This window comes from Rothia sp. HMSC073B08, assembly GCF_001812975.1.
Classification (GTDB): Bacteria; Actinomycetota; Actinomycetes; order Actinomycetales; family Micrococcaceae; genus Rothia; species Rothia mucilaginosa.
The window spans coordinates 1-26,062 of record NZ_KV811078.1 but is presented as its reverse complement, the minus strand read 5'-3'; the positions used below and the strand labels follow the sequence as shown (position 1 = coordinate 26,062).

Here is a 26,062-nt window from a genome sequence, read left to right as displayed (position 1 = left end):
TGTTAAGTCACCTTCTCAAGAAGTGTTCTCAAGGCCACCTAGTGCGCGTGGTCTACAGGGGGTTGTGGCCGCGACGCCACGGACTCCCCGTAACAGATTGGATATACACCATGTCAGCTTTGAAAAAGCTCCTGGCGGCTGCCCTCATCAGCACTGTGCTGTCCTCTTGCTCTTTCGGTCCCACGTTGGAGAAAGATGAAAGTGCCCGCGCGATTTTCGACGTAGAAAATGATCGGGTGATTCTACCCTTGGACGCTTACAACACCGACGGTAAGGACGAATACTTCACCAAGGCCCTTGAGCTCGCCCGCAAAAAATGCTTTGCCGAACACGGGCAGCACTACGAGATGTTTGTCCGCACCGAGGGGGCCGGCAGGAACTACGGCAGGACCTACGGATTCTGGAATGTTGAGCGCGCCCAAAAATACGGCCTCCACGAGCCCAATGAATCGAATACGCTGGATCTGTCCTCCCCTGCGCCCTCCTCCGACCCTGGGAAGGATGTCAGCACCGAATGTTATCAGCACGCCAGCGATGAGATGAAGCAAATTGGAGAGATACCATTCGGCTCCGCCACGTATAGACGTTTGGAGACCGACGCTCGAAACGCCGCTGGGGATAGGCAACTCAAAAAATCTCTTGACGACGAATGGAAGCGATGCGTCAAAGACAAGGGCCTCACCCCCGATAGTGAGATGACCGTCAAAGAATCGAAGAATATTCCTCATAGCACCGTCGCCTCCGAGGAAGAAATTCGAATCGCTACTATCGAGGCGCAGTGCAATCAGGATGTAGGCCGTTCGCAGAAACTCTACGACCTGGAGGCGCAGTACCAGAAGCCGCTCGTCGACAAAAACCAGGCAGCCCTGGAGAATGAGCTCAAAGAGTTCAAACGCCGGGACGAGCAGTTCAAGCAGTACGTGCTCGACAACCAGTAACAGCGAATAGCAGTCGGTAGTCCGACAGAAAAGGGTGTGTGTCGTGTTCAGTGAACACGGCACACACCCTTCTTACGTTGCGCCAGCTATATTGCGTCGGCTACGTTGTACCGGCGGTCTAAGCCGCGGTGGTTATGCCTCCACCGTTGCGGTGCGGCGCTCCTTGAGAGCCCAGCCAATCACGCCGGTCAGCAGACCGAACGCAATCCAGGAACCAAGCACCAGCCACTGGTCGCTCGTTGTAGCCTCCGGGAAGTACGCAATCGAACGTAGCAGAGTCGATGAGGCACCCGGCACCATCATCTGACCAATCTGCCCCCACGCACCGGGCAGGAACACGCTCGGCATGCTGGCACCCGAAATCGGGTTACCAATGAACATGGTGATGACCGCGCCTACAGCGAGACCAATCAGCGGCGAAGACAGTGCACTCACACCCACAATGAAAACTGCATTAGCCAGGTAGGTAGCGCTCAAAACAGCCCACAGGGTAGCGAAGTCGCCGGGAATGATGCCGAACCAGACGTTCAGAATCAGGGCGGTCAGTGCACCACCGATGACGGAGTACAGGGTTGCGGTGGCGAAGCGGCGCCAGGTGCCGTTCACGCACAGTACGGAGAAGGAACCGCCGAGAATACCGCCAATGACCAGCGGAAATGCGGAGATAGCGATACCGGAACCGGAGGAGTCATTCTCACTCAGGGGTACCACGACGGTGGTCTTCACCGCCATTGCGGATGCCTGCTCGGCCTGCACCTTCATCTGCTCCAGCTGGGCGGCGGCCTGCGCACCCTGTTCACCGCCCGCCTGCACCGCCTGGGTGAGGGCTTCCGTCTTAGCGGCGAGTGCCTTCTGCTGAATCTGCGCGTTCAGCTGGGTGGCAACACCGTTGAGCATCTGGGTTGCTGCGGCGTTTGCGGCTGGTGCGGTCAGCACTTCGGGGGCGGCGCCTTCGGTGAAGATGATTGCGCCGTAGGTTTCGCGCTGCTTGATTTGCTGTTCAGCCTCTTCGCGGGAGGATGCCTGCTTCAAGTCGAAGGTTTCAATACCTTGGTCTTTGAGGGACTGTTCAAACTGACTGACGGTCACCTCGGGGCCTGCGATAGAGACGGGCAGGTTCTTTGCTTCCATGGTCTTGGTGGGCCAGGTGAAGGCTAGGACGATGAGTGCTACCACCAAGGATGCTAGTACGGAGGTGGTGATGACCTTGAGCCAGGAGGAACGGTCGGTGGTTTCTTGCGTGCTTGTTTCTGCAATGCTCTTTGCCGCGATCTTCTGGGATGCGCGCTCAGGGGCTGCGGCGGTCACTGCCTCTGCGGTGACTGCGGTGGTAGTTTCATTGTTCACAAGAATCTCCAAACAAAATGTTTATTTCGTTTACGAGTCAGAACTCTACCCTCGATTTTTGCTGAGTGCAAACGAAATAGCTATTTTGTTTGTAAAGTCACAAAAAGAATCAGTGTTGTGTTTACGCGTTCTTTAGCCCCACCCCCTAGACTGGAACCATGCCCCGACTAACAGACGCCACCAAAGCCGCACGCCGAGCCCAAATCATCGAAGCCGCCATTAGCTGCTTCCTCGAAAAGGGCTACACCAACACCTCCATGAGCGACATCATCAAAGCCTCCGGACTGTCCTCCGGGTCCATCTACTCGCACTTCTCCGGCAAAGAAGACATCCTCATCACCGCCATCAACGAGCGCCTCAACAACGTCAAGGAGCTCTACGAAACACTCCCCGAAGGCGCAGGCCCCCAGGATATTCTCGAAACCATCCACACGAACCAGCTGGTAAACGACAATTTCTCCGCCATGCTGCGCATCCGCGCCGGATCGCTCCACGCACCCGAAATCGCCAGGGCAACCGCAGACACCATGCCTCTATTGCAGGGCATCATCGTAAAGACCCTCACCCCCTGGGCAGCCGAACAGCTCAGCGTTCTACACGAAATCAACCCCAATTCAGCGCAGCGCACCCCCGAACAGGAGGCGCTCATCGCCGACTACGCCCGCGACACTGCAGACGCCTTCATGATGGTCTTCCAGGGGTACATGCTCCGCTCCTTCTTCGGCACCCCCAAGGAAAAGGACCGCCTCTACCGCGTCGCCTCAGCACTTCTTCCTGAGTAGTTGACCGCCCGATAGTCCCCAAAAATCACCCTTGAGCGGTTGTTTTTCAGCATTTAGACCATACAGGGGCAACATAGGTCATTCACATCCTGCAGGCGTAGAATCAAGGAACCATGACTGAATCCTGCACCCCCGCAACCCCCGAGCCGCGCGCCACCAACCCCACCGAGCTGAACAACCTGCGTGCCGCACACGCCGATGAGCTCTCTTCACGCACCCGCGCCACGAGCATCCCGACGGATTCCTGCTCCCTCTACGACGACGAGGCTCTCGGCGGCACCGCCGGACGCGCCACCGCTTGGCTGGCTCTCGAGCACGTGGGCCAGTGGGGCCGCGACGTGCTGGACGGCTCCGCCCTCGGCGAGGAGCTTTCGGAGGCGTTGGGCGAGGCAGTCTCACAGGCGGGGCTGAAGTTCCTGCTGATCCGCCAGACGGGCAGGGCGGGGCGCGTGCTGCACGGTGCGCCGGATGCATCCGGCAACCCGACCCACCGGGTGCTCTACGCGCTCTGCACCCCGGGTGAAGAGAAGCTCTACTCGTTCAGCGTGAGCACCCCCGAACAGCTCCTCGACCTACCCCTGAACAACCCGGAGGAGTTGATTCAGGTGACCGGCGCGGAGCTCATTGATTCCCCCGCCATTCTCGTGTGCGCCCACTCCAAGCGTGACCGCTGCTGTGCCCTGCGCGGTCGCCCCATTGCGGCGCACCTGGCGGATATTCTGCCGGGTAATGTGGTCTGGGAGTGCTCGCATACGGGCGGTCACCGCTTCGCCCCGGTCGGCATTATGCTGCCCACCGGCTACACCTACGGTCGCCTGTCGGAGCCTTCGGCACTGGCGGCGTACCTGTCGCTGGCGGGTCGTTCCATTCCGTCGCTGCACGGCCTGCGAGGCCGCAGCACGGATACCCCGGTGGAGCAGGCGGCGGAGGTTGCGGTACGCCTCGAACTGGAGAAAAAGGGTGAAGAAGTAACCTCTGGAGGTTTGGTTTCACGTGAAACATCGGGGCGGGAGGCATTCATTGCGCTCCGCGAGGCGGGCATCGACCCCGCGGTAGATACCGCCGAACACCCCACCCTGGAGGCGGCACTCACCTCCCACACCGACGGACGCACCTGGGTCATCTTCTTCGAGCGGGTCGCCCTTGAGCCGCGCCCCAACTCGTGCGGCAAGGGTCCCGCGGATGCTTTCAGCCGCGGGCTGCTCGCACTGCGCCAGCTCTAACCCCCTGCACCAGATATAAACCCTGTGCCAGCTATAACCCCTGCCCCAGCTCTAGGCAGAGCCAGTTCTAGCACCCGCGCATGATGTAGACAGCGCGAAGCCCCGGCGGGCACCTTCTCGGGTACCCGCCGGGGCTTCGCTGTATTCAGGGTTCGGCGTAGCTGGCATCTCGCCGTACCCGGTAAACAGGCTTATCCGGCGAACGGGTTCGGCGCGCCGATGTACTGCAGCTCGGTGTACTCCTCCAGACCCTCGGGGCCGCCCTCACGACCCATACCGGACTGCTTCACACCGCCAAAGGGGGCTGCCGCGTTCGAGATAACGCCGGAGTTGTAGCCGATCAGGCCGAACTCCAGACCCGCAGCCATGCGCGTAAAGCGCGGGTGGTTGCTCGTGTACACGTACGCTGCCAGGCCGTACTCGGTGTCGTTGGCGAGCTTCAGGGCGGTGCGTTCACCCTCCTCACCGTAGCCGCTGAACGTGGCAATCGGGGCGACGGGGCCGAAAATTTCTTCACGCCACACGCGCATCGAATCAGTCACGCCGGTCAGCACGGTGGGGGTCACGAAGTTGCCCTTGTTCAGGTTCTTGGGCATGCCGCCGGTATCGCTCGGAACGTTCTCCTCAAGCTCGGGAATGTACCCGCCGCAGGCGAGGAGCGCGCCCTTACCCAGGGCGTCTTCGACCATAAAAAGTATGGATTCAACCGCTGAAGGTTGAATTAGCGGCCCACATTCGGTTCCGTCGACGGTTCCGTCACCCACAACGGTCGCCTCCATGCGCTCCACGAAGGCGCGGGTGAACTCTTCGGCAATGTCCTCGTGCACGATGAATCGGTTGGCGGCGGTGCACGCCTCGCCCATGTTCCTCATCTTCGCCGCGTAGGCACCCTCCACGGCGGCGGGAATATCCGCGTCCTCAAAGACGATGAACGGTGCGTTGCCGCCCAGCTCCATGGAGGTGCGCAGAACATTCTGCGAGGCCTGCGCGAGCAGGGTGCGGCCCACGGCGGTGGAGCCGGTGAACGATACCTTCCTCAGGCGCTCATCAGCCATCAGCGCGGAGACAACCTCGCCGGTACGGGAGGTAGTCACCACGTTCAGCACGCCGTCCGGCAGGCCCGCCTCACGCATCAGGGACGCGAAGTACAGGGAGCTGAGCGGAGTCAGGGAGGCGGGCTTGAGCACCGCGGTGCAGCCCGCCGCGAGCGCTGGGGCGACCTTGCGTGCCGCCATGGCGAGCGGGAAGTTCCAGGGGGTGATGAGCAGGCAGGGGCCGACGGGGCGGCGTACGGTGGTGATCTGCAGCCCGGATTCGGGGGCGACGGCGGTGCGGCCGAAGTTGCGGGCGGCTTCTTCGGCGTACCAGCGCAGGTAGTTTGCCGCGTAGGCGACTTCGCCGCGGGACTGGTCGAGGGGCTTGCCCATTTCGAGAGTCATGAGCCGGGCGATGACTTCGGTGCGCTGCGTCATGAGCGTGTAGGCGCGGTTGAGGATGTCGGCGCGTTCGCGGGCGCTGGTTGCCGCCCATGAGGTGCGGGCGTCGCAGGCGGCGTCGAGTGCTTCGATGCCCTGTTCGACGCTGGCGTCGGCGACGTGCGCGAGGATTTGGCCGCAGGAGGGGTTGTGCACGGGGAAGGAGCCGTTGTCGCCGGTGACCCAGGTGCCGCCGATGAGCAGGTCGGTGGGCACGTAGAAGAAGGGGTAGGAGGGCCGTTCGTAGGGGTCGATGGGTTCGCGCTGCGGCATGTTGATGCTTTGCATGTGCGGTTCGGTGCGGCCTCGCAGCTGAGCGGATTTCGCGGCGGGCTTTGCGGAAGTAGCGCTCTCGGCGGCGGAGCTTTCGGGTGAGGTGGTCATGGCGTGCCTTTCGGGTTGGGGCGGCCGGTGCGGTCGACTCTGACGCTTTTAATTCTAGTCCTGCGCGCTCCCCTGCTCCTCGAACCGATCCAGCGGCTCTCTCCCCTGCCCCGCTCGCCCTCTCCCCACCCAAAAAGACCGTGGGCACGCCGAAGGGGGTCGCATCCGCGTTGGATACGACCCCCTTCGGATAGATTCTCGCTCAGCGCGCGAGAGTCCTAGCTGAGGATTATGGAAGGCATTGCCCGGAAGGGATGCTCGGTGTTGCATCCGCTCTGCCCGATACCCGCGCCCTCACCGCTGAGCGGCGGTGAGGCGGGCACCCAGGTGGACTAGGCCCACCGGTTCTCTCAGATCCAGGACTGGCGTGCCTCGATTCGAGTCAGCTCCAGAGGACCGCCATCGTTGGTGCCGTGGAAGCGGCCGAAGTGTACGTACGGGCCGCGGTAGGCGCTGTGGTTGATGGGGCTGGAGTACTGGCCGTTGACCGTGTAGTAGAAGCTGTTCTTGTTCAGCACGATCTTGCAGTTCAGTGCCTGGCCGGTGGTGACCTTCTGGCGTAGCTTCATGGTGTGCAGCACGCGCGGGCTTGCCTGGTTGGGTTCGAAGCAGAGAATCTGCGCTACGGAGCCGCCGCGGTAGTTGGGGCGGATGGCGAGCACGTAGGTGCCGTCTTCCTGCTTTGCAGCGAACTTCTTGCCGATGCCGAAGGCGCCGTCGTGTTCGCGACCGAACGCAATGTAGCCGTAGTGACCATCCTGCTTCGGCACTGCACTGGTCCACTTCATGGAGAAGTCGAGAGTGTACTTGTCGCGAGTGGTGTAGTTCGCCAGAGGGCCGAGCAGCACGGATTCGTCGTAGCGCTGGTTGTGCACGATGGCTGCGCCGGTCAGGTCGGGCATGTCCGCTGCGACGGAGGGGTCGGCGGGCAGCATGCCGTGGGGACGCTGGCCGGTCTTAATCTTCACGCTGGCGTCGAAGGGGTCACCGATTACCCAGTAGGGGTCGGGGCACATGAAGCCCTTAACGCCCAGTGCCTTGTACTTTTCGTAGGCGGAGCGGCGGTGGATTTCCCAGACGATGACTGCCTTGCCGAGGCCGGTGAGGGCGCGTACGTTCTCCTCGCTCATGGAGCCCTGGGAAGCGCCGGTCGGCTTCTCGTAGTAGGGTACGCCGATGGCGTCCACGTTTTCGTGGCGTGCCATTGCGGAAATCTTGTCGATGGGGTCGCCACCGTCGAAGTAGCACCAGGTAGCGCAGCCTGCGGAGTTGGCAAGCTTCAGGTAGCGGGAGGTGGGTTTGAAGCCGCCGCTGCCGTCGCGGTACATCTTGATGACGGTGCGGCGCTGCAGGCCGCGTTCGGTGATGAACTTGACGAGGCCTGCCTGTGCGGGGCCGTCCTTCGCTTCGAGGAACAGTACGACCTTCTTGCCGCCGACGGAGGCGTATTCGCCGCCTGCGGGTACGGCGTCAACCGCGGCGATGGCTTCTTCGAGGGTGGGGATGTCGTACAGGCCGGTCTTCTCGCCCAAGTTTTGGCGCATGTCAACCTTGTGCTGGCGCAGTTCGGCGAGGGTATGGCCGCGCACGTCCATGGACGCACCGGTGGTGCGCTTGATGTTGGTGTCGTGCATGCAGACGAACTGGCCGTCGCTGGTGGTGCGTACGGAAATTTCGACGGCGAGGGCGCCGCGGCGTACGGACTCTGCGTAGGCGTAGGCGGTGTGCTCGGGGCTGATGTTGCCGGCACCGCGGTGGGCGATGAAAAATTCATCGGTCTTGTAGAGCAGCTGATGTGCGGGGGAGCCGCTGTGTACTGCCGCGAGCTGTGCGCGGGTGTTGGCTGCGGCGTGGGCTTCGCCTGCCTGGAGCATGAGGGCGGCGGGTGCCAGTGCGGAGGCGCCGATGAAGCCGCGGCGGCTCAGATTCTTAGAGGTCTTCGGGAATGCAGTCACCGTAGTAGTCCTTTTTCTTTTATGAGTTGAGCGTAATGTGTGTGGTTGTTCATTGAAGTTTTTGGTTTATAGCTGAGGGTCCGGATTCTCTCAACTCAAACTACAACTCTAAGTAGGATAACGATTTTTTATCGGTGATTCACTGCGTTTACAGGAAAATAGGGTATTATGTGCGCCTCATTCTTACCCGCGGTGTAATGCGGGTGAATGTGTTCCTCCTTTTCCGCCGCTTTTAATAGCGGCATTTCATGCGGCGTTAAAAAATTTCTCGTGTAACGAAAAAGGCCGCGCCTACAGCCCGATTGAGCCTACAGGACGCGACCTTTTGCGTTAAAACATTTTTCGCAGGTTTTTCACCGCTGTTGAAGCTGAGCTATTTTCGCTGGTTCAGCTTACTTCTTGGATGCCTGAGCGACGCGGTCACCGGCTGCGACGGGGCGGCGTGCCTCAGAGTCCTTGGAGATGTTGAACTTTGCGGTGTTGGTAATCATCACCATGGTTTCCTTGGAGGGGATGCGGCCCTCGATAGCTGCCCAGTCGACCTCGATGATGGGTGCGCCTGCCTCAACCTTGTCACCTACGTTAGCAATCTTGGTGAAGCCGTCGCCGCCGAGCTCAACGGTGTCGATACCGATATGGACCAGTACCTCGCCGCCGTTTTCGGTGCGGAGCATGAATGCGTGCAGGGTGTCCTGAATCAGTGCGATGGTGCCTGCAACGGGTGCGACGATGGTGCCTGCGGTGGGGTTCACTGCGTAGCCGTCGCCCATAACGCCCTGAGAGAAAACGGGGTCGGAGACTTCGCTCAGCGGCAGGTACTCGCCGGTAACAGGTGCGACGTAGACGTCTGCGGACGATGCTTCCTGTGCGGCAGCTTCCTTCTTCTTCTTGCCGAAACCGAACATATATGCTCCTTTTGGTCGTGTGGCGCTATGAATAGCGTGTATTTGTAGCGCTGATGCGTCCGCGTCGGATGCGGGCGTCGTTGCCTTCTTGGTTTCACACCGGGCGGCGCCTGCCTAAATTGCAGGGTTCGCACACTCCGGTGCATATGCACTCAGAATACAACACCTAAACCCGTAGCTCACGAGCTGAGGGTCATTCGACTCGAATTCTGCAAATATTCCGCAAATCTGGAACTTCAACTCACACTTCTGCACTCTTGAGGTCGCGAGTACACTTAGTGAAGGACTGGCACCCCTCCTCCGAGCCGGTGCCCATAAGAGAGAAAAGGCTGAAACTGATGACTGAAGCGGCTGAGACCGTTCTTGAAGTATTTATTCCGGGCCCCGGTGAGAACCCGGAGGATCCGCAGGATATGGAGCGCTCCGAATTCCTGGGCGCCGCACAGGAGGCTCTGGATTCGGGCGTGGACATTGAGGTGTACTCCACCGACTCCTACCCGTCCGCATTTGAAGAGTGCGCACCGGTGGCGGAGCAGATTGAGATGAACGGCCGCGAGGTTCTGCCGCTCATGCTGGTTAACGGTGAGGTGAAGGTGTCCTTCGCGTACCCGACCGCCGAGCAGATTAAGCGTTTTGCGCGCGCGCACCTGGTTGCCCAGCCGAAGGCGAACGCGGCAGCGGCTGCGTGCGGCCCCTCCGGTTCCCCGGCGGCGTCGATGATCCCGAACCTGAGCCCCCTGGCGGAGCCCGCAGGTTTCGCGGCAACCCTGGCGGGCAAGGCACCCCAGCCGGTCGGCGGCCCCGAAATTGGTAACCGCGTGAACCTCATGGGCGGCGACACCGGCGACGGTATTCCCACCTCCGGTTCGGTGGCTGTGAAGTCCGGCGGCTGCGGATGCGGTGGTTGCGGCTGCGGCGGCAAGTAAACCGCCCCTGCCGGCAATGAGCGCCCGGCTCACCCGGTTCTAGCTACATACACAAAGAGCGGTGCCCGCCTCCTCACATTGAGGAAGCGGGCACCGCTTTCGCTTAACGAAGCTTAGGTTCACACCCGGCAGCGACTATAGGCGCTGCGGCGGGCGAACAGTACCTTACTTGATGGAGGTACCGACGGAACCGAGCTGCTGGCAAGCCTCGACCACGCGTGCGGCCATGCCTGCCTCTGCAGCTGCACCCCAAACGCGGGGGTCGTAGGTCTTCTTGTTGCCGACCTCGCCGTCAACCTTCAGCACACCGTCGTAGTTGCTGAACATGTGACCAGCAACGGGGCGGGTGAATGCGTACTGGGTGTCGGTGTCGATGTTCATCTTGATAACACCGTAGGACACTGCGTCTGCAATCTCCTGCTCGGTGGAGCCGGAGCCACCGTGGAAGACCAGGTAGAAGGGCTTGTCGCCCTTGCCGTACTTAGCGCCGACCTCGGTCTGGATTTCCTTGAGCAGCTCGGGGCGCAGGTGAACGTTACCGGGCTTGTACACGCCGTGAACGTTACCGAAGGTCAGAGCAGCCATGTAGGTGCCCTTCTCGCCCAGGCCGATTGCCTCAACGGTCTTGATTGCGTCTGCAACGGTGGTGTACAGGGAGTCGTCGATAGCGCCTTCAACGCCGTCTTCCTCGCCACCAACGGCACCGATCTCAACCTCAAGCACGATGTTTGCCTTGGAGGTACGCTCGATCAGCTCAGCAGCAATCTTCAGGTTCTCGTCCAGGTCGATTGCGGAGCCGTCCCACATGTGGGAGTTGAAGATGGGGTCTTCACCGCGAGCAACAGCCTTCTCGGACTCTGCCAGCAGGGGCAGAACGAAGCCGTCCAGCTTGTCCTTGGGGCAGTGGTCGGTGTGCAGTGCAATGTTCACGTCGTACTGCTTAGCAACTTCGCGTGCGTATGCTGCGAAGGCCAAGGAGCCAACGACCATGTCCTTCTTGGAAGCGCCGGACCAGTATGCTGCACCACCGGTGGATGCCTGGATGATGCCGTCCGAGCCAGCCTCTGCGAAGCCGCGGATTGCAGCGTTCAGGGTCTGGGAGGAGGTCACGTTCACTGCGGGGTACGCGAAGCCCTTTTCCTTCGCGGTCTGCAGCATTTCTGCGTAAACTTCGGGGGTTGCAATAGCCATATGCTGACTCCTTGGATAGATGCGACCGGTTACCGATGCTGGGCCGGTTCACCATATTTTGTTGGCGCGCGAGACGCCTCCTACTCGCACTATTTTACCAAGATACGACTTATTTATCGTTAATTTTTTGTGGGTTTTTTTGGGTTTACTGCAGCGAAATTTCCGCGAAATACCGCGGTAAAGTAGAGGTGTTAATGACTTGATGTCTTCTGTGCGTGCAGGCCAGCGTACACATTACCCGGACGCGACGAAAGGAACCTCCCATGAGCAAGGCGAGCGCTAAAAATAATCCAAAACAGCTCGACGCGAAACGTGAGAAGCGTGCCCGCCAGGCGCAGCGTCGTGCTGAGCGTGAGCATCCGAATGCGGCGGCTATTGCCCCGGTGCGCGCCCAGTTGGATGAGGTTCTGGAGCGTAAGAGTCGGCATGTTTTGGGGCATGGCGATATGGCGAAATCCCTTGAGTTGATGGAGAAAATGCGTGATGAGGGCGCGAGCGACCACGAGATTGATGTGGCACTTGCGGAGGCGAAGCTCCCCTCGGTCGTGCAGGTGGGCCGTAAGTCGTTGATGCGTTGGCCGAGCTGGTGGTGGTTGAATCGTCGTGAGCGCGCGTTGCGGGCGCAGATTGATCGCCTGATGGAGGGCTAAGTCCCGGTTTTGGATAGGTTGTGAGAGCACCCCGTTGTGGGTGCTCTTGTGCTGTGCGGTGGTGGGGTAATTGATTTTTTAGACTCAGAGTTCAATTAATCTATTTCACAAAACAATGAAAACCACACAATACAACATGAACCAAATATATTCATAAGATATGCGTTATATTTATATAAATTGTTACGTGATGCGGGTTATATTTACCTAAATTACCGTGCTATAGTCATTACAACCCGCAGACGTGTTCCCAACCACATTTCGTGTAGCACGTGCTTCAGACGTAACTATCCAAGGAGGTATAGCGTGAGCACCTCACCGAACAAGAACCCGCAGACTTCTGCAGCGGATCAGTACACTAAGCCCCCCACAGACGACCCGTTCGCACACGAACAGGAAGGCTTCCACAAGGGGCTTGGCGCACGTCAGCTCCAGATGATCGCCATCGGTTCTGCTATTGGTACCGGCCTGTTCCTGGGCACCGGTAGCCGCCTGCAGGACGCAGGCCCCATGCTCGCCGTCATCTACGCCGTCATCGGCTTCTTCGGCTACCTGATCCTTCGAGCCCTCGGCGAGCTGATCCTTCACCGCCCTTCCTCGGGCTCCTTCGTCTCCTACACCCGCGAATTCTACGGCGAAAAGGCCGCATTCGTATCCGGATGGCTGTACTGGCTGAACTGGGCAATGACCGCCGTTGCAGACGCCACCGCTATCGCTATCTACATCAGCTGGTTCGGTCGATACAACCAGTTCTTCGCAGATATTCCCCAGTGGCTTAGCGCATTCATCGTCGTTATCGTCACTGTGGCTCTGAACCTCATCTCCGTGAAGCTCTTCGGTGAGCTGGAATTCTGGTTCGCACTCATTAAGATTCTTGCCCTGCTGTCCTTCATGGCGGTAGGTATCTGGTACCTGGTCTTCGGTGAACCCATCAACGGCGTCACCCCCGGCCTGAGCCTTATTGCAGCCAATGACGGCTTCTTCCCCAACGGTATTCTTCCCGCTCTTATCGTGGTTCAGGGCGTTGTGTTCGCCTACGCCGGTATTGAGCTGGTCGGCACCACCAGTGGTGAAACCAAGAACGTTGAGAAGGTTATCCCCCGCGCTATCAACACCGTGATCTGGCGTATCGCGATCTTCTACGTTGGTTCCGTGGTTCTGCTCTGCCTGCTCATGCCCTACACCGCATACAAGGATGCAGAGTCGCCGTTCGTGACCTTCTTCGACGCTATCGGCATTGACGGTACCGCACCGATTATGCAGCTGGTCGTTATTACCGCGGCTGCTTCCTCGCTGAACGCTGGCCTGTACTCCACCGGCCGTATCCTCCACTCGATGGGTGTTGCAGGTTCGGCACCGAAGTTCACCACCAAGGTGTCCCGCTCCGGCGTTCCGGTGGCAGGTATTCTGCTCACCGGTGTGATCGGCCTCTTCGGCGTTGTGCTGAACTTCTTCGTTCCCGAGCAGGCGTTCGAGGTCGTGCTGAATATCGCATCCGTGGGCACCATGGCTAGCTGGGCGGCTATCGCAATGTCGCACCAGAAGTACCTGAAGCTGGTCGGTGAGGGCAAGTACAAGCGCCCCAACTATCGCGCACCCGGCGGTCGTTTCAGCGACTGGGCTGTGATGGTGTTCCTCGCTGTTGTGCTGGTGCTGATGGCTCTGGATTACCCGGTGGGTACCTACACCCTGGCATCGCTGCTGGTGGTTATTCCGCTGCTGATTATCGGCTGGTACACGGTTCGTGACCGCGTCAACGAGATTGCTCGCGTCCGTGAAGGCTACACCGGTTCTGTGCCTGTGATTGCTGCCCGCCCCGTGGTGAAGAAGCTCGTTCCGGAGCCTCGTACCCACATTGACCTGGGTGAGCTGGACGCTGAGGACGAGGACAAGCCGAAGGGCAACTAACCCGGCGGCAGCCTCCAATCCCGTGATATCCCAGTGAAATCCCGGTGAAGGCGATGAGGGGGGTTCTAGACCCTAGCCCGTAGGTTCCAGGAGCTCTAGACTCTAGAACCCCCTCCCTGCACGTCTTCCGTGTTCGCTCCGTATTACATCCGTGTAATACATAAAGCAAAGTACATATTTACAGCATTTCTAATACGGTGTGTCCTGCAATATATTTTGAGATAATAGATATCCGCAGTGACCACCAGATGCACAAAGAAGTTTTGTGCAGATATTCAAAGGAGAAAATCATGACTGAACGTCCTAGCGCACACGCGGTGGAATTTGTTGACGTCGCCTCGATGGCGAAGTGGATTCAGAAGGACGGCGTAGGCAACATCATTGCCGGCATGGTCGACTTCCTCGAAGAGGACTTCAAGAAGTGGCAGAGCTTCGACAAGATCCCGCGCGTCGCCTCCCACACCCCCTTCGGTGTGATTGAGCTGATGCCCACCTCCGACAACATCACCTACTCCTTCAAGTACGTGAACGGCCACCCGTCGAACCCGGCACGCGGCTTCCAGACTGTGACCGCGTTCGGTCTGCTCGCTGACGTAGACAACGGCTACCCCGTGTTCCTGGCTGAGATGACTCTGCTGACCGCGCTGCGTACCGCCGGCGTGTCCGCCATGGTTGCTAAGCACCTGGCACGCAAGGATTCGAAGAAGATGGCGATGATTGGTACCGGCTCGCAGTCTGAGTTCCAGGCGCTGGGTATGCGCGCGGTGCTCGGCATTGAGGACCTGTCCGTCTACGACGTTGATCCGCACGCGATGGAGAAGTTCCGCCGTAACCTGGAGCCGCTGGGCTTCCGCATCCACCTGGCCAAGGACGTGGACGAGGCTGTTGAGGGTGCAGACATTATTACCACCTGCACCGCCGATAAGCAGCAGGCGAAGGTTCTGCTGGACCGCCAGGTGAAGCCCGGCGTGCACCTGAACGCTATTGGTGGCGACTGCCCCGGCAAGACTGAGCTGGAAAGCGAAATTCTGGACCGCTCCACCGTGTTTGTTGAGTTCCCGCCGCAGACCCGCATTGAGGGCGAGATTCAGCAGAAGGACCCGGACTTCCCGGTGGTGGAGTTCTGGAAGGTGCTGACCGGTGAGGAGCCGGGCCGCGTGTCGGATGAGCAGATTACCCTGTTCGATTCGGTGGGCTTCGCGATTGCTGACTTCTCGGGTCTGCGTTATGCCCGTGCGGCTACGCAGGACACCGACCTGCAGCAGTTCATTGACCTGGTTGCTAGCCCGGATGATCCGAAGGATCTGTACTCGCTGGTGAACGTTAACGTTCCGGTGGGCTAAAGGGCTAAGTAACCTGACGCTGAGTAGCCTTGAGCTGGTGGGCCTGTAGGTGCGCCGGCGTAGGCTGCGAGGTTGAGAGTGAATAAAGTGAGGGCCGGGGAGTGGTGACACTCCCCGGCTCCTTCTTGTGAAATTTGCTTGTGGGCATTCTGCGGGTGGTTCACCCCGTTCTGCCCTTCAGCGGGTGTGGCTACTGGTGGGTGGCGATAATTTCGCGCGCCTTCGCCACACGCTTTTCTTTTTCTGCTTTCAACTGGTTGAGCTTCGCCTGGTTCTTCTCAATGAGAGGCCCCTGATAGGATGCCTCAAGATCACCCAAACGCTGAGCCATACCCACCTTCTGGTTGCATTCAGCTTCGATGGTTGCGAGGCGAATTTCCTCCGGCTTAGTTTCTTCGTTGCCTTGGGAGGAGGCCATGAAATGTGCGCTTTCTTCGGACATCCAGTCGCTTTCTCCTTCTCTGGGGGTTAGCCCACGTTCACGCAGGCAGGTCCACCATTCTGAGCGGATATTTTTCCACTCATCGGTTTGGGAGGCGTAGGTGTATGCCTGTGAGTTGAGCTCTCCTACAAACCGGTATTCTTTTTCGTCCAGTTCGACGTCAGAGAATGCGGCTTTCACCTCTTCTTGGCACTGGGCATTGATGTCGTCCGCTGCTGAATCGTCCGAGCCTCGGGATTCCTCCTTATGGGAATACCCGTACTTTTTGGCGTACTCGACGTTCCAGGTGCCGTATAGGCCTCCCGGTTGCGGGGTGTCTATTGAGGGTACGGCGTAGGACTGCCCGTGGTGCGCGTAGCATTCAGACATGAGCGTATGCCACGCCGTGCTCACCGTACGGATTGTTAGTTCATCGAAGGCATACTCGTCCAGTGGAAGGTGTATGTAGTTCTTTGAATAATCGAGAACAGCTTTTCGTGAGGTGTCCCGCTCGGCACTGTTGGAGCAGGATACGCACGCCCCCAGCAGGCAGAATACTGTTACCGCAGAGAGAGCCTTACGCATAGGCTTTTCCTCCTCCATACCTCGTTGTAGCGTTCAAACGGAGTTACCCCAATTATCCCAAGGCCTGCTATCTGCTTGTCGCTGATATCTACTGGTGGGTGGCGATGATTTCACGCGCCTTGGCTATCTTCGCGTCACGTTCAGCCTTCAAATTATTCAGCAGCGCCTGATTCTTCTCAATCAAAGGCCCCTGATAGGACGCCTCAAGATCACCCAAACGCTGAGCCAACCTCACCTTCTCGCTACATTGAGCTTCAATGGTTGCCAGGCGGATCTCCTCCTCCAACACTTTGGGATCATCAGAATTCAGACTGGCCATTCTGGCCGTTTCTTTGCTCGTCCATTCGCCGTCCCCGGTGCGAGGCGTCAACCCTTTCTCACGCTGGCAGTCCCACCAATCTGAGCGGGCTTTCTTCCATTCAGGGTCACCCTGCGCACGCTGGTACGCTTCGCCACGGATACGATTGACGGGGCGGTACTTTTCCTCATGAGCCTCATCAAACTTGAGCGCATCCAGTTCTTCCCGATGCTCTTCGTGGCAGCTGTCCTTGACGTCTTCAGGGATGCTCTCATAAATCCTATACTGCTCTTCTCTGACTTTGCTGGACGTAAAATGATTCGCCGCATGCTTCACATTCCAGGAGCCGTACTGGGAGGCATCGCCAGAAACCCAGCCGTTTTCTAGAATTTCAAAATCGTATCCTTTTTTCGCATAGCACTCTTTACGAATCAACAATGACGCCCTACCCGTTATATCTAGGGCCTGGTCACTCCTGTCGTATTCGTCGAGCGGAAGAGTAATATAGTTATTTTCAAAATCTAGCTGGGCTTTGAAGCTAGTATCTTTAGGCGCAGCGGCACAGGAACTTAAAGCTAAAGCAAAGCAGGCGAGTAGGGCAGCAGATTTCTTCATTGTTACCGACTCCTTTCAGGGGAATGACGCCGCGGTCATTCATATCCACAACTCGCAACCATTGGCGAGCCGAAGCCAGGAAATCCATCGCACACCCCAAACCGAAATTGAGAGTGCAATTCTCACATCTCCTGTGACTTGCATTGACACTAACACCCCTAGGTAATTCCATGCGTGGTTTAAGCCACCCCAACCCCCAACAGAAAGGTTCCGACGCGCACACAACGCATCGGAACCTTTAAACACCTCATAAACAGCCACCGAACTACGACGGAATCTGGCCAAACACATGACGGCGAACCCACGCATGCATCGCAATACCCGCAGCCGTCGCCGCATTCATCGAACGCGTCGACCCAAACTGCTCAATCGACAGAGTATCCCTAGCCGCCGCATGCAACTCCTCCGACAAACCCGGGCCCTCCTGACCAAAAACCAGCACACACTTCTTCGGCAGATCATACGTCTCCAGAGGCACCGAATCCGGAAAAATATCAATACCAATAATCTCCAGACCCTCAGCCTGCGCCCACGCCACAAAATCCTCAATCGTCGGATGATGACGCACATGCTGATAACGATCCGTCACCATCGCACCACGACGATTCCAACGGCGACGCCCAATAATATGGACCTCCTTCGCCAACATCGCATTCGCAGTACGCACCACCGTGCCAATATTCAAATCATGCTGCCAATTCTCAATCGCCACATGAAAATCATGGCGGCGCGTATCCAGGTCAGCAATAATCGCGTCCATCGACCAGTAACGGTACTTATCCACCACGTTACGGCGGTCACCCTCACGCAGCAGCTCCTCATCCCAATGGTCGCCCTCAGGCCACGGGCCCTCCCACGGGCCCACACCCACCTCAAAACGGGCAGTACCCTGCTCAGTACCCTCAACAGCCTCAGCTACAGTCGCCTCCGCAGGCACAGCCTCAGCCGCCTCACGATTCTCAACCATCACAACCACCTTCACGCCAACAACCAGCGCCACACCGGCGCCCACAGAGCCATCTTACAGACAAAAACCCGCCCCCCCAGCCACACACAGCAGCCAGCGGCACGGGTTCACCCGCCGCAACGGGAACGTCTTAAAAATTCACGAGATCCTAGTCCAAGCCAGTAGAGACTAGTCCAGGCCCAGCTCATCCTTCGAGTACGCGTACAGGCACGGGACGCCCGCAACCTCTTCCACATGCTCCTTAGCGCCGGTCGCACGGTCAACAATCACAGCAACCGCCACAACCTCAGCGCCAGCCTTACGCAGCGCTTCAACAGCAGTCAGCGCAGAACCACCGGTCGTGGAGGTGTCCTCAACAGCAACCACGCGGCGACCCTCAACGCTCGGGCCCTCCACCTGACGGCCCATGCCGTAAGACTTCTGAGCCTTACGCACCACAAACGCGTCAATCGCACGGTCCTGATCACCAGCGGCACGCATAATCGCGGTACCCACCGGGTCAGCACCCATGGTCAGGCCGCCAGCAGCCTCAAACTCGATGCCGTTCTTATCCAGCAGGTCCAGCATGACCTGACCGACCAGGCGAGAAGCCTCGTGGTGCAGGGTGATGCGGCGCAGGTCAACGTAGTAGTCGGCTTCCTTTCCGGAGGCGAGGACCACGTGCCCGCGCACCACAGCCAGCTCCATAATCAGCTGGCGCAGGCGTTCACGGGCTTCTTCAATGGGGAGGTTTTCAGAAAGCTTAGTCATAGTTCAAGTGTAGCGGCTCACGTGCAGGCGGCGCAGGCTATTTCCCTGTGCTATTCCAGCGCTAGGTTATTCCACCACGCGGCCCACCGACGGCGGCAACGCAGCGCGCAGCTTCGTCAGCATCTCCTCATACTCGGCGGTCGGGTCGGAATCAGCTACGATAGCGCCACCAGCGGCAAGAGTCACCGTGCCCTCATCGTGCGCCACGAGCGTGCGAATCACAATCGACAGGTTCGCCGAACCATCCGCCGACACAAAGCCCAGAGCACCCGAATACACGCCGCGAGCGCGACCCTCCAGGCGCTCAATAATCTGCATGGTCGAGGGTTTCGGCGCACCCGTCATCGAACCACCCGGGAAGCACGCCCGCGCGGTAGCCACCGCGCTCACGCCCTCGCGCAGACGCGAACTGACCGTAGACACCAGCTGATGCACCGTCGAATAGCTCTCCACGCCCATAAGCACGGGCACGCGCACGGACGCCGGGTCAGACACCGTAGACAGGTCATTACGCAGCAAATCCACAATCATGAGGTTCTCGGCGCGGGTCTTCTCATCGGTCCGCAACCATGCCGCCGCCGCGGCATCTTCTTCCGGGGTGGCGCCGCGAGCAATCGTGCCCTTAATCGGCTTGGTCTGGGCGTTGCGGTGCGTATCCACGCTCAAAAAACGCTCCGGCGAAGAAGAAAGCACCGAAAAATCACCGCACCGCAAATACGCCGCATACGGCGCCGAATTGTGGGCGCGCTGGCGGCGGTACAGCTCAAAGAAAAGCTCCGGGCTCGGATTGGGGATGCGCGCGTTCGTCTGCGCGGTCAGGCACACCTCGTAGCTGTTACCCTCGTAGATTTCGTGCTGACTAGCGCGAACGGCGTCCATGTAGGCTTCCGCGGCGGGTGCCGGGAAGAGCAGGAGCTCGGCGAGCTCAGGGGTATTTACGGGGGCATTATCTGAGGCACTCTCCCCCACCGCATTCAGCACCGGAGTCAGCGCCGCACTCAGCAGCCGCTCCGCCGCCTCACACCACGACTCATCGCCCACCAGCCAGCTACGCGCCGCAACCCCCGGGCGGGCATGCTCATGCACCAGGTAGCGGACCGCCGGCAACCACAAAGAATCCGGGGTCGGCGCCTCATACGCCGGCAGGTAGCCCGGCACCGGGTGGCCGTGCTCCATGCCCATGGCGGCACGCGCCTCATAGCCGAAATAGCCCACGTAACCGCCACGCAAACCCGCGGGCAGACCGGTCGCCGCCGCGGCATCCGGGTGCACGCGCGGTGCGCAGGCGAGCGCCGCCTCCAGCTGGGCGAAGGGGTCTTCCCCGCCGGACTCAGCCGCCGCACGCGCCGAATCCACGCGCAGGGGCGACAGCTGCGCCGGAACCACACCCACATACGAGGCAACCGACATGGGCGACTCCTCGCGCGCGGAATCCAGCCAGAAGGAATACTCAGCGCCACCGCTCAGCAGCGGGTACGCCTCCTCGCAGTTCACCGCGAAAGGAAGCGGGCGCACGATAAGCTCCCGCGTCTGCGCATCCCACGGGATGCTCTGCAGAGTACTCGGCAGGGCATTCGGGGAGGCAGATGCGGGAGCGTTCGGGGTAGAAAAAATACGGTCCGCGGAAGTTTTAGTCACGGACTCCATTGTATGGCGTGCAGACGAATTGGCGGTTTAGTGAACGACTGCGGGTGCTTCGCCGTTTTCGCTGGTCATCGGCAGGCCGGCAGCAAACCACGCACTGGTGCCGCCCGCAATGTTGTGTGCGGCGTAGCCGTGCTCGCGCAGGAAGGTTGCCGCGCGGTTCGAACGGCCGCCGCCGTGGCAGATGACGTAGAAGTCTTCGCCGGGTGCGGGCAGTTCTTCCAGACGCTCAGCGATGGTGCCGAGGGTGATGTGCTTGGCGCCGGTGGCGTGGCCGCCTTCCCACTCGTAGTCTTCACGCACGTCGATGATGGTTGCGCCTGCGGGAACGTCGCGGGGGTCAACCTGGGGTACAGCAGTCATGGGGTTCTCCTTTGAATTGAATGAGGACGGGCCGGTCGGCACGGTGGAGTGCCGGGTGGGCATAGTTGTGGTTCCACTCTATCGCGTTGGGGGTGTGCGGCGCATCTAGCCCGGTATGTGGGGGTGTGTGAGATTCGGAAGTGGTGCATACGAAAAAATCGAAATGGTTTTTCATGCACTACTTAGGAGGTAATCATACGTAATACAAGAACATTCATGTATACATATACACTTATAAGGGTATAGACTTAAATACATATTGTCCGGGTCACACAGAACCCCAGGCTTACACAGAAAAGATTTCCGCCATGTCTCACACCATCACAGGTGCCGAACCCAAGGAAACCAAGACCTTCTTCGGCCACCCGCGTATGCTCGCAAACCTGTTCACCGTAGAAATGTGGGAGCGCTTCTCCTTCTACGGCATGCAGGGCATCATGATCTACTACCTGTACTACACCGCCGACAAGGGCGGCCTGGGTCTCGACCAGGCCCTCGCCACCGGCGTTATCGGCGCGTACGGTGCAGTCGTGTACCTCATGGCAATTCTTGGCGGCATCCTCGGTGACCGCCTCCTCGGCCCCGAGCGTACCCTCTTCTACTCCGCTATCGGCATCATGGCGGGCCACATCTCCCTCTCCCTCATCCCCGGCATTCCGGGTGTGGTGATTGGTCTGCTGCTGGTCGCTATCGGCTCCGGTGGTCTGAAGAGTAATGCCTCCGTGCTGGTCGGCTCCCTCTACTCGGACAACGACCACCGCCGCGACGCGGGCTTCACCATCTTCTACATCGGCGTGAACACCGGTGCACTCATCGGCCCGATTCTGACCGGTTGGGGCTGGAGCACCGGCGGTTTCCACCTCGGCTTTGGCCTGGCTGCTATCGGTATGGCAGCAGGTCTGATTCAGTACTCGCTGACCCGCAAGAACCTGCCCGCCTCCGTACACCACGTGGGCACCCCCTTCACCAGCGCTCAGAAGCGTAACTTCTTCCTGGCACTGGTGGGTATCGTGGTCGTTCTCGGTATCCTGCTGGCAACCGGCCTGATGACCGCAGACAACCTCAAGAACTGGGTCATGGGCTTCATCTTCATCGGCGCTATCGCCCTGTTCGCTCAGCTGCTGACCGCTAAGGACGTCACCGCTGATGAGCGTTCCCGCGTCACCGCATTCATTCCCCTGTGGATTGCAAACGCCGTGTTCTGGGCACTGTACCAGCAGCAGTTCACCGTCATGGCGGTGTACTCGGATGAGCGCCTCAACTGGAACATCCTGGGCATGGAACTGAGCCCGAACCTGGTCAACTCCATCAACCCGATTTTCATCATCGTCTTCGGCATGATGTTCTCCGCCCTGTGGACCAAGTGGGGTGACCGCCAGCCGGTCACCACCCTGAAGTTCTCCGCAGCGCTGATTATTATTGGCCTGGCGTTCTGGATCTTCCTCGCTCAGGCGGGTGTTCAGAGCGTGAACGTCGGCTGGATTGTGCTGATTCTATTCGTCTGCACCATCGCTGAGCTGATTATTTCCCCGGTGGGCATTTCGCTGGCGACCAAGCTCGCACCGAAGGCGCACCGCGTGAACATGATGGCGCTGTACTTCACCTCCGTGGCAATGGGTACCGTGCTGTCGGGTTGGTTGGCTCAGTTCTACAGCATGGAAACTGAAGTTCCCTACTTCACCTGGATGGGTATTATCACCATCGCGACCGGTGTGCTGCTGTTCCTGGTGCACAAGCCGGTTCAGAAGATGATGCGCGGCGTGAAGTAGCCACAAAGTTGCTTATCTACACTGCCAACTCGCTGCTTCGGGCAGCGTGAGCGTGTAGATGTGAGGGCCCCAAATCCTTGAATTACCAAGGGTTCAGGGCCCTTGCTGTACGCCCTGGTACATGCTCCAGTGTATGCCCCGGTGTATGCTCCCGGCAGTCGGAGCCCCGGAATGTCGAGGGGGGTTCAGGAGGGGCGTTCGGAGCATGTTCCTTAATGAGACAATCCGCGCAGATTTTCTTATTAAGCGCCTTAATAAGAAAATTGAAGTGTATTGTCTTATTAAGACCCCTCAAGCACGACCAGCATTAACGACACCCAGGAGGAGGAACCATGCCCTCAGCCACCACCTGGCCCGCCCTCACATGGGAGCCGCAAACCCCCTGGGTTCACCGGGACGCCCTCGCCTCCCGACGCGCAACGCGCCGCAACTCCGGCACCTTCTCCAGCGCCGTACCCGCTTCCATTGCCGCACTCAACGTCGAACTCAGCCCCGCACTGCGAGCGCGCCTCCAGGAGAACGCCACCGCAATGACCCGCTTCGATGAGCGGCTCCACCACATCGGCGGCATCCCCTTCTCTGCGGTTCTTCTGCGTGGCGAATCCGCCTCCAGCTCGCAGATTGAAAACCTCACCGTTAGTGCACGCAGGCTCTCACTGGCTGTCCTGGGTGCAAGCGGGTCGAAGGTCGGCGTTAACGCCGAGCTGGTGGCACGTAACGTTCACGCCATGCGTGCAGCCTTGAACACCGCAGAAAACATTAGCGTCGATAACATCCTCGCGATGCACCGCGAACTGACCCGCGGCCTACAGCAGGACTCCGGCGTACTCCGCACCCAGTGGGTGTGGATTAAGGGCGATTCGCCGGTAACCGCCGACTATGTGGCGCCGCATCACGAGAGGGTTCCTGCCGCCCTCGAAGACCTTGTAGCCTTCATGAACCGCCGCGATATTGACCCCCTCGCGCAGGCGGCTATCGTGCACGCCCAATTTGAAACGATTCACCCTTTCACTGACGGCAACGGCAGAACCGGGCGAGCCCTCATCTCCGCGCTCCTGCTCGCCCGCGGCGTCACCCGCCACGTGATTCTGCCCGTCTCCTCCGGGCTGTTGCACGATACCGATGGGTACATTCAGGCGCTCACCGACTACCGTGCAGGCGATGCCGAGCCCATCATCGAGCTCTTCATCGACGCCACACAGAAGGCAATTACCAACGCAGAAATCCTGGCGCAAGACATTGAAACCCTGCGCGATGAGGTGCTGTCCATTGCCCAGCGTAAAACCCCTCTCCTGCGTTCCCTCACCGACCTGTGCTGTACCGAGCCCGCCTTCACCGCACGCATGGTGGAGGAACACACGCGGGGGTCCCGGGCTAGTGTGTATCGCCTCCTCAACCGCATGGTGGAGTTGCAAATTCTGCGTGAAGAACGCGTCAAAATTCAGGGGCAAAAAGTGTGGACTGTCCCCGCTCTCAACCGCGCCCTCGACGACTTTGCAGCACGAGCGGGACGGCGCGGATAGATGCGCCTCCGGGTTCGATAACCCACGCGAAAATTCTGCGGCTGTAGGCGGGTTCCCATGCACGGAACTGTGACGATTTATGTCTCCGCATGAACACACATGACGAACATTAGAGTCAAAAAGGACGTATTAAGCCACGAACAGAAATCTACTAGACAGCCCTCAACCACGGGTCTAAGGTGAATCCATAACAAACCGGAAGGCCCCTTCCGGAACAACCCTTCAACCCTAAGCCGAGGAGAACATCATGGCACTTTACCTGGTAGAACTGACCCCCGCACAGCCGTCCAAGGACGAAGCAACCGCACTCATCGAGACCGTCAACTCGTCCCTGAGCCACGGCGCCGAGCTCATCGAAACCCAGGTCTCCGCAGACCACAAGATTGTCTTCGTCATCGTCGAAGCTGAGAGCACCGCATTCGGCCCCGACCTCACCGCAGCCATCGGTGAGCGCGCAGCCGTCGCAGGCCCCGACGCAGTCCGCCTGGTCGGCGCAGAGCTCGAAGACATCAAGAAGCTCAAGAAGGACGCAGACTACCTGGTTGAGTGGGACATCCCCGCAGAGATCACTATGGAACAGTACCTGACCCGCAAGAAGGCAAACGCGCCCAAGTACGCTGAAGTACCTGAGGTTTCCTTCCTGCGCACCTACGTTCGCGAAGACACCGCAAAGTGCCTCTGCTTCTACGACGCACCCGACGAAGAAGCTGTTGTTCGCGCCCGTAAGGCCGTCAGCACCCCCATTGACCGACTGTTCAAGCTGCACGCATAGATGTGACACTCCCCGCTTAGGAGAAACCCCATGTCCGAGTTCACTCTCGAACCCCTCTACGACTACCCCCAGCGCGAGCAGGTGCTCGCACTCGCCCGAACCCACGCTAGCGCGGTTGACCGTGGCGAGCGTTCCCCCTTCGAGAACCTGCGCGAAATCGCTAAGGACGGCCTGATTACCCTGGGCCGTGACGGCGGCTCCCTGGTCCCCCAGGTTTCGGTAGCGTTCGACCTTGCCACCGAGGATGCCTCCACGGCGTTCTCCCTGTGGGCTCACCGCTCCACCATCGCGTTCTTTGACGCTGTGGGCCGCGAGCTGCCCGAGGGTCTGGCGGATGCAACCGTCAGCGGCACCACCGCGATGGCGGCAGCGTACAAGGAGGCTTCGGGCCTGGCACCGATTAAGGTTGAGGGCACTCTCGTTGAGGGCGGTCTGAAGCTGAACGGTTCCGTGTCGTGGGCGTCGAACCTGTACCCGGGCGGCGTGATTGTTCTTCCGGTGGCTGTGCAGAACGCCCCGGAGAGCCACCCGAACCGCTACATCGTGACGGTTCGCCAGAACGTTGAGGGTCTGAGCGTTGACTACCACCGCAACCTGCTGGCACTGAACGGCACCGAGTCTGGCACTCTGAAGTTCGAGGACGTTTTCGTTCCGAGCGAGGACATTCTGAGCGACAATATTGAGGCGTTCCTGCACGATGTGACCGCGCCGTTCCTGCTGGTTCAGTCGTCGTTCTGCCTGGGTCTTGCCGCTGGCGCCCTGCAGGAGGCTGCTAAGCACCTGGACGTCTCTCAGGGCGTGTTCCGTCCTGAGTTCCCGCTGATTCTGGCGGAGTACCAGAGCCTGCGTGAGGAACTGGTTCGCCTGGCTTCTGAGCCGGAGCGTGCTGAGCGTCGTGACCTGCTGAGCCTGCGTCTGGGCGTGTCTCACTTTGCGACCATTGCTACTCACTTTGAGCTGCAGGTCGTTGGAGGCGCCGGTTACGTGGCTGATTCCCCGACTGCTCGTCGCCTGCGTGAGGCGTCGTTCCTGCCGGTTCAGTCCCCGACCGAGGGTCACCTGCGTTACGAGCTCTCAAAGTACGACCACTTAGAGGATTTGCAGGCAGCGCTGTAGCGGCTCCCCTTTGCTAAATAGGCTCTTGGTGTGAATAAAGCGGTGAAAATCCGTTTATTCACACCAAGAGCCTATTTATCCATTTTTTACACACGTGTATACATCATGAATTCTTTGCTTTACCTATTCGCAATGCTGTGAAGACATATCCAGTAGGAGCATCCCGGGTTCGGCACGGGGTAAACCGGCTCTTCCGAGTTGAGTGTGGGTGA

The 26,062-nt window shown here is 59.4% G+C and carries 22 protein-coding genes; 11 read left to right on the top strand and 11 right to left on the bottom strand.

Annotated features, from left to right (window positions below):
* Nucleotides 1-110: 110 nt before the first annotated feature.
* Nucleotides 111-938, top strand: a complete 828-nt coding sequence (locus tag HMPREF2884_RS05945; RefSeq protein WP_070616259.1) for a UDP pyrophosphate synthase — start codon at nucleotides 111-113, stop codon at nucleotides 936-938.
* A 132-nt stretch (nucleotides 939-1,070) separates the two neighbouring features.
* On the opposite strand, the gene HMPREF2884_RS05940 is transcribed toward HMPREF2884_RS05945, so the two are convergent.
* Nucleotides 1,071-2,285 (bottom strand): ABC transporter permease, encoded by a 1,215-nt coding sequence (locus HMPREF2884_RS05940; RefSeq protein ID WP_246827935.1) that lies wholly within the window; start codon nucleotides 2,283-2,285, stop codon nucleotides 1,071-1,073.
* Nucleotides 2,286-2,443: 158 nt separating this feature from the next.
* On the opposite strand from HMPREF2884_RS05940, the gene HMPREF2884_RS05935 reads away from it, so the two are divergent.
* Nucleotides 2,444-3,067, top strand: coding sequence for a TetR/AcrR family transcriptional regulator (locus tag HMPREF2884_RS05935; protein WP_049362429.1), 624 nt, complete (start codon nucleotides 2,444-2,446; stop codon nucleotides 3,065-3,067).
* Between the two features lie 113 nt (nucleotides 3,068-3,180).
* Complete coding sequence (locus HMPREF2884_RS05930) at nucleotides 3,181-4,290, top strand: sucrase ferredoxin (protein ID WP_070616257.1); 1,110 nt, start codon at nucleotides 3,181-3,183, stop codon at nucleotides 4,288-4,290.
* Between the two features lie 191 nt (nucleotides 4,291-4,481).
* Here the strand turns inward: HMPREF2884_RS05930 and HMPREF2884_RS05925 are convergent, their stop codons facing one another.
* From HMPREF2884_RS05925 to HMPREF2884_RS05915, 3 genes are all read right to left on the bottom strand, one after another.
* A complete protein-coding gene (locus tag HMPREF2884_RS05925; RefSeq protein ID WP_070616256.1) occupies nucleotides 4,482-6,149 on the bottom strand; it encodes an NAD-dependent succinate-semialdehyde dehydrogenase in 1,668 nt (555 codons plus the stop codon).
* 350 nt (nucleotides 6,150-6,499) lie between these two features.
* Nucleotides 6,500-8,104, bottom strand: a complete 1,605-nt coding sequence (locus HMPREF2884_RS05920) for a glycerophosphodiester phosphodiesterase (RefSeq protein ID WP_049326796.1) — start codon at nucleotides 8,102-8,104, stop codon at nucleotides 6,500-6,502.
* Between the two features lie 392 nt (nucleotides 8,105-8,496).
* Entirely contained in the window at nucleotides 8,497-9,009 is a 513-nt protein-coding gene (locus tag HMPREF2884_RS05915; protein WP_070593546.1) for a PTS sugar transporter subunit IIA, read from the bottom strand.
* A gap of 338 nt (nucleotides 9,010-9,347) precedes the next feature.
* Here HMPREF2884_RS05915 and HMPREF2884_RS05910 point away from each other — a divergent pair, with 338 nt between their 5' ends.
* Nucleotides 9,348-9,935: an arsenic metallochaperone ArsD family protein gene (locus tag HMPREF2884_RS05910; RefSeq protein WP_070616255.1), complete on the top strand. Its 588-nt coding sequence runs from the start codon at nucleotides 9,348-9,350 to the stop codon at nucleotides 9,933-9,935.
* A 165-nt stretch (nucleotides 9,936-10,100) separates the two neighbouring features.
* On the opposite strand, the gene fbaA is transcribed toward HMPREF2884_RS05910, so the two are convergent.
* Nucleotides 10,101-11,126, bottom strand: coding sequence for a class II fructose-bisphosphate aldolase (gene fbaA / locus HMPREF2884_RS05905; protein WP_005507927.1), 1,026 nt, complete (start codon nucleotides 11,124-11,126; stop codon nucleotides 10,101-10,103).
* A gap of 263 nt (nucleotides 11,127-11,389) precedes the next feature.
* Here fbaA and HMPREF2884_RS05900 point away from each other — a divergent pair, with 263 nt between their 5' ends.
* The 3 genes from HMPREF2884_RS05900 (at nucleotide 11,390) to HMPREF2884_RS05890 (ending at nucleotide 15,027) form a co-directional block, all read left to right on the top strand.
* Entirely contained in the window at nucleotides 11,390-11,776 is a 387-nt protein-coding gene (locus HMPREF2884_RS05900; protein ID WP_070616254.1) for a cobalamin ABC transporter ATPase, read from the top strand.
* Nucleotides 11,777-12,082: 306 nt separating this feature from the next.
* Nucleotides 12,083-13,684, top strand: a complete 1,602-nt coding sequence (locus HMPREF2884_RS05895; protein WP_070616253.1) for an amino acid permease — start codon at nucleotides 12,083-12,085, stop codon at nucleotides 13,682-13,684.
* A 290-nt stretch (nucleotides 13,685-13,974) separates the two neighbouring features.
* Nucleotides 13,975-15,027, top strand: a complete 1,053-nt coding sequence (locus HMPREF2884_RS05890; RefSeq protein WP_005504242.1) for an ornithine cyclodeaminase — start codon at nucleotides 13,975-13,977, stop codon at nucleotides 15,025-15,027.
* A gap of 190 nt (nucleotides 15,028-15,217) precedes the next feature.
* Here the strand turns inward: HMPREF2884_RS05890 and HMPREF2884_RS05885 are convergent, their stop codons facing one another.
* The 6 genes from HMPREF2884_RS05885 to HMPREF2884_RS05860 form a co-directional block, all read right to left on the bottom strand.
* Entirely contained in the window at nucleotides 15,218-16,033 is an 816-nt protein-coding gene (locus HMPREF2884_RS05885; protein WP_049346186.1) for a hypothetical protein, read from the bottom strand.
* Nucleotides 16,034-16,121: 88 nt separating this feature from the next.
* Nucleotides 16,122-16,946, bottom strand: coding sequence for a hypothetical protein (locus HMPREF2884_RS05880; RefSeq protein ID WP_070616252.1), 825 nt, complete (start codon nucleotides 16,944-16,946; stop codon nucleotides 16,122-16,124).
* Between the two features lie 265 nt (nucleotides 16,947-17,211).
* Complete coding sequence (locus HMPREF2884_RS05875) at nucleotides 17,212-17,958, bottom strand: TrmH family RNA methyltransferase (RefSeq protein ID WP_246827934.1); 747 nt, start codon at nucleotides 17,956-17,958, stop codon at nucleotides 17,212-17,214.
* 123 nt (nucleotides 17,959-18,081) lie between these two features.
* The gene (pyrE, locus tag HMPREF2884_RS05870) at nucleotides 18,082-18,663 is read right to left on the bottom strand and encodes an orotate phosphoribosyltransferase (protein WP_005504234.1); all 582 of its coding nucleotides are present in this window, start codon (nucleotides 18,661-18,663) and stop codon (nucleotides 18,082-18,084) included.
* 66 nt (nucleotides 18,664-18,729) lie between these two features.
* Entirely contained in the window at nucleotides 18,730-20,310 is a 1,581-nt protein-coding gene (locus tag HMPREF2884_RS05865; protein WP_070616251.1) for an anthranilate synthase component I family protein, read from the bottom strand.
* 27 nt (nucleotides 20,311-20,337) lie between these two features.
* Complete coding sequence (locus HMPREF2884_RS05860) at nucleotides 20,338-20,670, bottom strand: rhodanese-like domain-containing protein (protein WP_005504230.1); 333 nt, start codon at nucleotides 20,668-20,670, stop codon at nucleotides 20,338-20,340.
* Between the two features lie 308 nt (nucleotides 20,671-20,978).
* Between HMPREF2884_RS05860 and HMPREF2884_RS05855 the strand changes: the two genes are divergently transcribed.
* From HMPREF2884_RS05855 to HMPREF2884_RS05840, 4 genes are all read left to right on the top strand, one after another.
* A complete protein-coding gene (locus HMPREF2884_RS05855; protein WP_070616250.1) occupies nucleotides 20,979-22,439 on the top strand; it encodes a peptide MFS transporter in 1,461 nt (486 codons plus the stop codon).
* 332 nt (nucleotides 22,440-22,771) lie between these two features.
* The gene (locus HMPREF2884_RS05850; protein ID WP_070616249.1) at nucleotides 22,772-23,962 is read left to right on the top strand and encodes a Fic family protein; all 1,191 of its coding nucleotides are present in this window, start codon (nucleotides 22,772-22,774) and stop codon (nucleotides 23,960-23,962) included.
* A 247-nt stretch (nucleotides 23,963-24,209) separates the two neighbouring features.
* The gene (locus HMPREF2884_RS05845; RefSeq protein ID WP_049326806.1) at nucleotides 24,210-24,734 is read left to right on the top strand and encodes a DUF4242 domain-containing protein; all 525 of its coding nucleotides are present in this window, start codon (nucleotides 24,210-24,212) and stop codon (nucleotides 24,732-24,734) included.
* A 30-nt stretch (nucleotides 24,735-24,764) separates the two neighbouring features.
* On the top strand, nucleotides 24,765-25,850 hold the full coding sequence (locus tag HMPREF2884_RS05840) for an acyl-CoA dehydrogenase family protein (protein WP_070616248.1): 1,086 nt from the start codon (nucleotides 24,765-24,767) through the stop codon (nucleotides 25,848-25,850).
* The last annotated feature ends 212 nt before the right edge of the window (nucleotides 25,851-26,062 follow it).